The 6,807-nt window shown below is 36.5% G+C and carries 9 protein-coding genes and 2 pseudogenes; 8 read left to right on the forward strand and 3 right to left on the reverse strand.

From position 1 onward, the window contains the following. Window positions 1–168 precede the first annotated feature (168 nt). From G8761_RS26300 to G8761_RS26310, 3 genes are all read left to right on the forward strand, one after another. A complete protein-coding gene (locus G8761_RS26300; protein ID WP_166030890.1) occupies window positions 169–522 on the forward strand; it encodes a helix-turn-helix domain-containing protein in 354 nt (117 codons plus the stop codon). Window positions 523–713: 191 nt separating this feature from the next. Then, complete coding sequence (locus tag G8761_RS26305; RefSeq protein ID WP_166030891.1) at window positions 714–905, forward strand: hypothetical protein; 192 nt, start codon at window positions 714–716, stop codon at window positions 903–905. A 150-nt stretch (window positions 906–1,055) separates the two neighbouring features. Continuing rightward, the gene (locus G8761_RS26310; protein ID WP_166030892.1) at window positions 1,056–1,256 is read left to right on the forward strand and encodes a hypothetical protein; all 201 of its coding nucleotides are present in this window, start codon (window positions 1,056–1,058) and stop codon (window positions 1,254–1,256) included. 202 nt (window positions 1,257–1,458) lie between these two features. Here the strand turns inward: G8761_RS26310 and G8761_RS26315 are convergent, their stop codons facing one another. Next, window positions 1,459–2,451, reverse strand: coding sequence for a DUF3231 family protein (locus G8761_RS26315; protein ID WP_166030893.1), 993 nt, complete (start codon window positions 2,449–2,451; stop codon window positions 1,459–1,461). Between the two features lie 142 nt (window positions 2,452–2,593). On the opposite strand from G8761_RS26315, the gene G8761_RS26320 reads away from it, so the two are divergent. Then, window positions 2,594–2,821 (forward strand): hypothetical protein, encoded by a 228-nt coding sequence (locus G8761_RS26320; RefSeq protein WP_166030894.1) that lies wholly within the window; start codon window positions 2,594–2,596, stop codon window positions 2,819–2,821. A gap of 221 nt (window positions 2,822–3,042) precedes the next feature. Then, the gene (locus G8761_RS26325) at window positions 3,043–3,423 is read left to right on the forward strand and encodes an SMI1/KNR4 family protein (protein WP_243450167.1); all 381 of its coding nucleotides are present in this window, start codon (window positions 3,043–3,045) and stop codon (window positions 3,421–3,423) included. 217 nt (window positions 3,424–3,640) lie between these two features. Here the strand turns inward: G8761_RS26325 and G8761_RS26330 are convergent, their stop codons facing one another. Continuing rightward, the gene (locus G8761_RS26330; protein ID WP_166030895.1) at window positions 3,641–3,913 is read right to left on the reverse strand and encodes a DUF4190 domain-containing protein; all 273 of its coding nucleotides are present in this window, start codon (window positions 3,911–3,913) and stop codon (window positions 3,641–3,643) included. Between the two features lie 300 nt (window positions 3,914–4,213). Here G8761_RS26330 and G8761_RS26335 point away from each other — a divergent pair. Together G8761_RS26335 and G8761_RS26340 are read left to right on the forward strand one after the other, a co-directional pair. Beyond that, a pseudogene (locus tag G8761_RS26335) lies at window positions 4,214–4,495 on the forward strand (IS110 family transposase); the annotation flags it as partial. A gap of 66 nt (window positions 4,496–4,561) precedes the next feature. Further along, window positions 4,562–5,830 (forward strand): nickel pincer cofactor-dependent isomerase, group 22, encoded by a 1,269-nt coding sequence (locus G8761_RS26340; protein WP_166030896.1) that lies wholly within the window; start codon window positions 4,562–4,564, stop codon window positions 5,828–5,830. 210 nt (window positions 5,831–6,040) lie between these two features. Here the strand turns inward: G8761_RS26340 and G8761_RS27530 are convergent. Continuing rightward, a pseudogene (locus G8761_RS27530) lies at window positions 6,041–6,290 on the reverse strand (IS5/IS1182 family transposase); the annotation flags it as partial. A gap of 16 nt (window positions 6,291–6,306) precedes the next feature. Between G8761_RS27530 and G8761_RS26345 the strand changes: the two are divergent. Beyond that, complete coding sequence (locus tag G8761_RS26345) at window positions 6,307–6,501, forward strand: phosphoheptose isomerase family protein (RefSeq protein WP_338001044.1); 195 nt, start codon at window positions 6,307–6,309, stop codon at window positions 6,499–6,501. Window positions 6,502–6,807: the final 306 nt, after the last annotated feature.

The raw sequence follows: 6,807 nt of genomic DNA on the forward strand, positions 1-6,807 counted from the left end.
GAATCAGTATTGACGGATTGTGACCATTTTCATTCTCTGTGGTGAAGCGCCGATTTTTGCGCTTCATGGATGGCTAATGGGCAGTTTAGTTGAAGAAGGAATAGAGAACTCCTACCACGAATATACAGGTATTACCAGTTACTGATTGTATTATGAAGAGTGGAGAAAATGAAAACTGGATATGCAATTGTTTTATTATCCTTGTGTATCTTGATTAGTGGTTTCTGGATTGGGAATGCCCTAAAACAGAATAAGAACAACTTAGAAAGCAATAATGTTGAGGATGTTTTATCTTTACCGGAGGCAGCCAATTATTTAGGTTTGAGTGAGGAATCAATAAAAAAAATAATTAACCAGGAGGAAAAAGTGTTAAGGGAGTCAGGTTCATTTTCAGGAATGAGATTTCCTTATGCAAAGGTATACGGTCATTATGTTTTCTCCAAAACGACTTTGGATGAGTGGCTTGAGGGAAATACTGAAAATCATAGAAGGTATAGTGACAATGGGGTCGAGGATCAATAGAGCCTAGGCTATGAACAAGTTCTGCTCCAGTTAAGCGGCTTTTTTTTGGCTAACGAGGAGATTAGTTTAACAATCGAGTCTTTGTGCGAAAAAAATTGATCATCTTGAAACTATTGGTACTTAACTTCGTAATATTTATCAAACAATGATTTAAAAAAGGTTTGTTCTAAACAATTAATAGGAGGATTTTAGTGGGTAAATTATTTATGTATATCTTGGTATCCTTGTTGGTGCTAACAGTATTAGGATTTGTTATGGGGTTACATAAATTTGCTTATGCTTGTGGATTTACATTAGGAGCACTTGCTTTAGGAATAGGTTTTGTTTATTCCTCTAGGGATGACGAGAGGTATAGAAACAATTATTTATTTACTGAGGAGTAAAAAAGAAAAAATAGACATTAGGAATTTAACAAGTTCTTAATTAAATAAGGGATTGTGAGTAAAGGAGTTGCTGCGGCAGCTCTTTTTACTTATCGTACACACGGGGCAGGTTAGTTGAATATAAATCAGGAAATTGTGGGGGTGCGTTAATTGAAATTAATGATTCAAGCATTTATAGCTTCAGTAATAATTCATTTAATTTATTTTGTTTGTACGGTAGGGCTTGGATTTATAAAAACAAAATTCTATAAGCCAAATATATATAGTAAATGGGAAAAAATAGAACATCTTCAAAATGAAGTAGCATTTGGAATGGCTATTTCCCCATTTTCTTTGTGTTTTCTTTGGTAGGAATAGCAATTATATGTGGAATTATTATATATCTATATAAAAACTACTTAGCTAATGTGGCATAAGGATTAATGCTTGTTTTTGTTGAAGTTATTTATACTAACGGGGCAGGTTACTTAAAGAAGGGGAAACAAAAAAATAGCATAGCGGCTGTTCATCCAGTTGTAGTCTCCCCACATACAAAGAGAGCCCGTCGGGCTCTCTATTTGTATGTGGGGGCTTGTGGTATCCGTTCCATCCATCCATTTTCGACGAGTATATTTCCGCCTTCTTGGACATATAGACCGATTCCCATGAAGACTTTAAAATACGATGCAGCCAAATCATGTCTTCCGTTTACGGAGACCGAATTGCCGAAATCTCGAATACGAATGCTGAAATGATCTACTTCGTGAAAGACCATTAATTTATCAGAAAACGGTGAAATAGTTATGGGAATCACTAAATCATCCAATAGAGATGGAGACTTTAAATGGCACTCCGTCATATAATGGGAATAAGTTTCAAACGCCTTTGTTGTCAGTTCCACTCCTCTTTTAAAATACTGGCGAACCTTTTCCGAATGGGTGACTTGGGAAAAAGCGTATAGAGTCGCGTGACCCACGGAACTGGTTACTAAGTTGTCATACAGATGAGCGATTTCCAGAGCATGAAGCGAGCGGACATCACCAATAAACCCGCGGAAGTAGCTTTTCTTCTCGACAAAATCGATTCCTTCAGGAATCGGAATCTCCGGAGGTATCCGAGCCCCTAATTTAGTCAAAAGGTCATTTAGCCAAGAGACAAGTTTCATGCATTCATCCACCGTATAGATAAAAAAATCCCGTATATCTTTCCTCCTCACAAGTGGTACGGCGATGCTGTAAACACTGGTTCCTGCTCTAATCGCGTTACGTAAATAATGAACATAGAATTCATCCTTGAAAAGACGGGGCGCTTCTAAATTGACATCATCTTTTGTAAATCCTTCTGGGATAGGATGGTTCACCGCTCTATAAATCGTTTCAATTTGTTTCAGAAAATCCTGGCATAAATGAAGGGAAAATTCCACTACCTTCCGAATCTCCGGTTCCTCTACGTGCTGCAAGAAATAGAGAAGTACCTTCTCAGACATGCTGTTCCCCATGTAAGTTGCCCATAGCTTCCCGATTTCAGAGGAAGTTAAAGTGGTGTCGTTCGAATTATTACTTTTCATGTAGAGCCTCCTAGATAGGTACTTTTTTTTATTGTTTACATTTTTTAAAAGATAATTAGTAAGGAATTGGGCTCAACATACAAATTTGTGAAGTAATGCACTTAAAGTAAAGGGGGCGATTGTAAAAAACAATGGAGGACTTATGAACATAGAACAAAAAGATGACCTGGTTATTATTGATGAGTTTGAAATTGAAGGTTTTATTGATAAAGAACAATGCTGTTCTGTTTGTAAATTCCACTTAGTATACTATGAAGATTTTGATGCTTATTTCTGTCCGAATTGCAACTACTGGACAGAATCTAACTGTGGTGACCTTGACTGTGATTATTGTTCTAACCGACCTGAAAAACCTTTACCAGTCAAATAAAGTTATTCAGCTAATAGGTACTTTAGTGGAACAATGGGTTGCTCCCTTTTTTTATTGAGCTAAAGAATCAGGATTGTTTAAGAAGGACATATGAGTATCGAGGGAGGATATTGTGGAAAAGGAATTTTATAAGGGTAAAGGTTTTTGGAACGAGGATAGTAAGTATAAACGGATTGAATATCCGATAAACGACGAAATAATAAAAAAAGGCAGAAGATACTTTGGGAATTAAATTCCCTCAGTCATTTATTGATTTAATGAAAATACAAAATGGTGGAGAACTAAACTTTCCTTATTTTTTATTACCCGATTTAACAGAAAAACAAAAAATTTCCAGCATTGAACCTATTCATTTTAAAGAGGATGATTTGAGTATATTATCTTCAAATGAGTTATTAGCGGATACAAATCTTCCAATGGAGTTTATTGTACTATGGACCGATTGCCATTTTTGGGTGGTCTTCGACTATCGAAATCGAAAAGATAATCCTCCTGTTCTTTACGTATTTGAAAATTATTCCACTAAGGATATTACCTGGGAATGTATAAAAGTGGCAGACAGTTTTGATGATTTTTTAAAACTGTTATTCAGAATACCGTAATAGGACCCTAAACAAAGTTTGTGAGGAATTGTACTTAAAGTAACGGGTGCAAGAGTTGAAGATCCAGGCTGCCAACATTGGCAGCTTTCTTATTGAAAGAAAAAAAACGGATGCAGGTTAGTGCAAGAAGGAGTTTCTAAACGGTTTATAGAATTGTTTGTAAATACATAAAAGAGCACTAATGTGCTCTTTTATGCTAATTATATAACCGCCTACTTTAGTTGGTTATATAACTGGATACTGAGAAAAAGGCAACATAACCCAGAACCATTAAAAGTTGTAGAATAAGTCCAACAATACTACAAATTAAACCTGCGGTTGCTAATCCTCTACCATTTTCATTTGTTTGATTAATCTGTTTTATAGCTTTTCTTGAAAATACTATACCAATAATACTTAAGATTAAACCAATAAAAGGAATAAATAATGATAAAATACCGACTGTTAAAGAAATTACTGAACTATTGTTTGTTTGATTCTTTTCAGACATTCTCTCCCCCCTTTTTTGATAATTTTACCATTTTTAATTTAAAATAAAAGGGTTTATAACAATAAAATAGACTTATTCAAAAATGCCGAAAGATCTGAGATTTGATATTCTTTTTTAATGTTTTGTCCCCATCAAGAGAAGTTCGCTACAAGTCCCTTTTCTTATTCGACTAACGGGGCAGCATTCCTGTAATGAAAGAAAATGGAGTTTGAACAAAAAAATAACCTCTTGGTAGAATGAGAGAGTCCTGACGCTGGCCAGCAAAAAGGACAAATATCTCAAATACCAGGAGGCTTTAAAATGAATTATAACCAGAATATGAAGATTGCTCAAATCACTTCCCAAACTCTTATTATAGGAGTCGATATTGCTAAATTCAAGCATGTGGCACGTGCCCAGAATTTTAGGGGAATAGAGTTTGAATCTCCCTGTCAATTTGAAAATACAAAAGAAGGTTTTGAGCATTTTATTCATTGAATTATAGTAATTAAAAAAGAACAGGGTATGGATAAAGTAATGGTTGGCATAGAACCAACAGGCCACTATTGGTTTAACCTGGCCCATATTTTAAAAGAAAACGAGGAACATACAGCAAGCAAATATGAAAGGGTTTTCAAAAAAAATTAAGACTAAAAGGAGTGAACAATTATGGGTATCCTGCATGAATTGTTAAAAGATATTCCAGTGCCAAAAATGGCCAAAGTTGAAGTTAAATTTGATGATAAAAAGATTGAGGATTTGGGAACAGCTTTATTTGAAAAATTAGACCAGGAAATCATTAAAGAGAAGATAACACCTGGTATGGAAATTGCCGTTGCAGTGGGAAGCCGAGGACTTGATCGTCTCGTGGAATTAACTTCTGTTACCGTTCAGTTTTTGAAAAAATTAGGTGCTAAGCCTTTTATCGTACCTAGTATGGGCAGCCATGGTGGTGCTACTGCAGAGGGCCAAAGGGCGGTGTTAGAACATCTTGGGATTACTGAAGAGACCGTTGGGGCAGAAATCCGCTCTTCCATGGAGGTAGTTAAGATAGGGGAATTGAAAAATGGGCTGCCAGTTTATATAGATAAGTTTGCATCTGAAGCAAATGGCATCGTTGTGATTAACCGAGTGAAGCCGCATACTGCTTTTCGGGGAGCTGTCGAAAGCGGAGTAATGAAAATGATCAGCATTGGTTTAGGAAAACAAAAGGGCGCAGAAGCTTGTCATCAAATGGGTTTTAAATACATGGCAGAGAACGTACCTGCTATGGCGAGGATTATTATGGAAAAGACACCATTCCTATTTGGTGTGGCAACAGTTGAAAATGCTTTTGATAAAATAGCTATTGTAGAAGTACTGACCCCTGAAGAAATCATCGAAAAAGAACCCGAGCTTCAGAAAAAGGCAAAGGAGCTGTTACCTAAATTACTTTTTGACCAATTGGATGTTCTCATTATCGACGAAATAGGTAAAAACATAAGTGGCGACGGCATGGACCCAAATATCACTGGGCGGTATCCAACCCCTTATGCAAGTGGGGGACCTGATGTTAATAAAATCGTTGTGCTTGATGTTACACCGGAATCAGAAGGTAATGCAAATGGCGTTGGGACAGCCGATTTCACCACCCAACGGCTTGTGAACAAGATGGATAAGGAAGGAACTTACGCCAACGGATTAACTTCAACCGTTGTAGCTCCTACAAAAATTGCAACTACCCTGCCAAATGATCGAATGGCTATTCAAGCGGCCATTAAAACTTGTAATATATTAGACTTTACGAATGTGAAACTAGTAAGAATAAAAAACACTTTAAAAATAAGTGAAATTGAAGTTTCAGAATCGATTTTGGAGTATGTAAAAAAACACCCGAATATGGAACAAAGAACCGATCTTTATGAACTATCTTTTGATAATAATAGTAATTTATTTTAAAAATAGGCTGTGATAAAGCATACTGTTGATTTTTTAATATGTTGATTGGAGTGGAAGGCGCGAGACTCCAGTGGGAAAAGTGGGCCAGGGCAGACCCAGCAGGCGCAAAGCGAGGGCGCTGAAAAACTTACATTTTTTTAGTTGAACCAAGAAAAAAGCAACTTTCCTTCCAAAACTGGAGGGTAAGTTGCCTTCTTTAATGCCAATTTATTACTCTTTTTCATCAAGAAGTTTTAGTATCCGTTTTAGATTCACTGCGAAGATCCTGGTGGCTCCCTGAACTTCCATCCCAAATAGACCCGAGGATGTGGCTGTTTCATACCCGTGTCCATGCTTAAGTTTACTATTTTTCGCTTCAATTTTGTAGCGGGTCTTTGTCAGGGTTTTAAATCTATCCGTTCCCTGGAAGGCGGTCCAGATGCTCAGTCGATTTGAGTGTGATGGAATAGGATTTGGTTTTGAGTAATGCTGATAGGGTGGAGATATATGGTACAGGAAGTGCAGCTATTGTCGCTTATGATACATTTCATAAGTTTAAGCAATTAGGCGTTAAATCGTTTTATTACTTTGACCAGAACCTTCAACATCTATCTGCCTCACAACTGACTAAAAATAATGTGGCTATTATTTTCTCGGACTTATCAGAAAGTATGAGACGATCAAAATCTTAAACTCCTGTGTGAAATGTGGAGCTAAGACTATTAGTTTATCCTATTCTTGTGATCAGATTTATAGAAATGCAGATGTATCGTTAAATATAACAGTTAGTACTGAACTCACTCCCATAAAATCCCTAGGATTACGATTTTCACAATTAAGTTTAATTGATGCGATGTATTTACAATTCTTGAAGTTTAAGAGTGATAAATAGAAAGTCAATAAAAAAGAGGACGGCTTTGCTGAACTATACCCCATATTTCGGACAGTGATAAAAAAGAGCCTATACTGCTAATAGGTGGCCCCGGTATTGCACCGGG

The sequence above is a fragment of the Neobacillus terrae genome, from assembly GCF_011393025.1.
In the GTDB taxonomy this organism is placed as follows: Bacteria; Bacillota; Bacilli; order Bacillales; family Cytobacillaceae; genus Neobacillus_A; species Neobacillus_A terrae.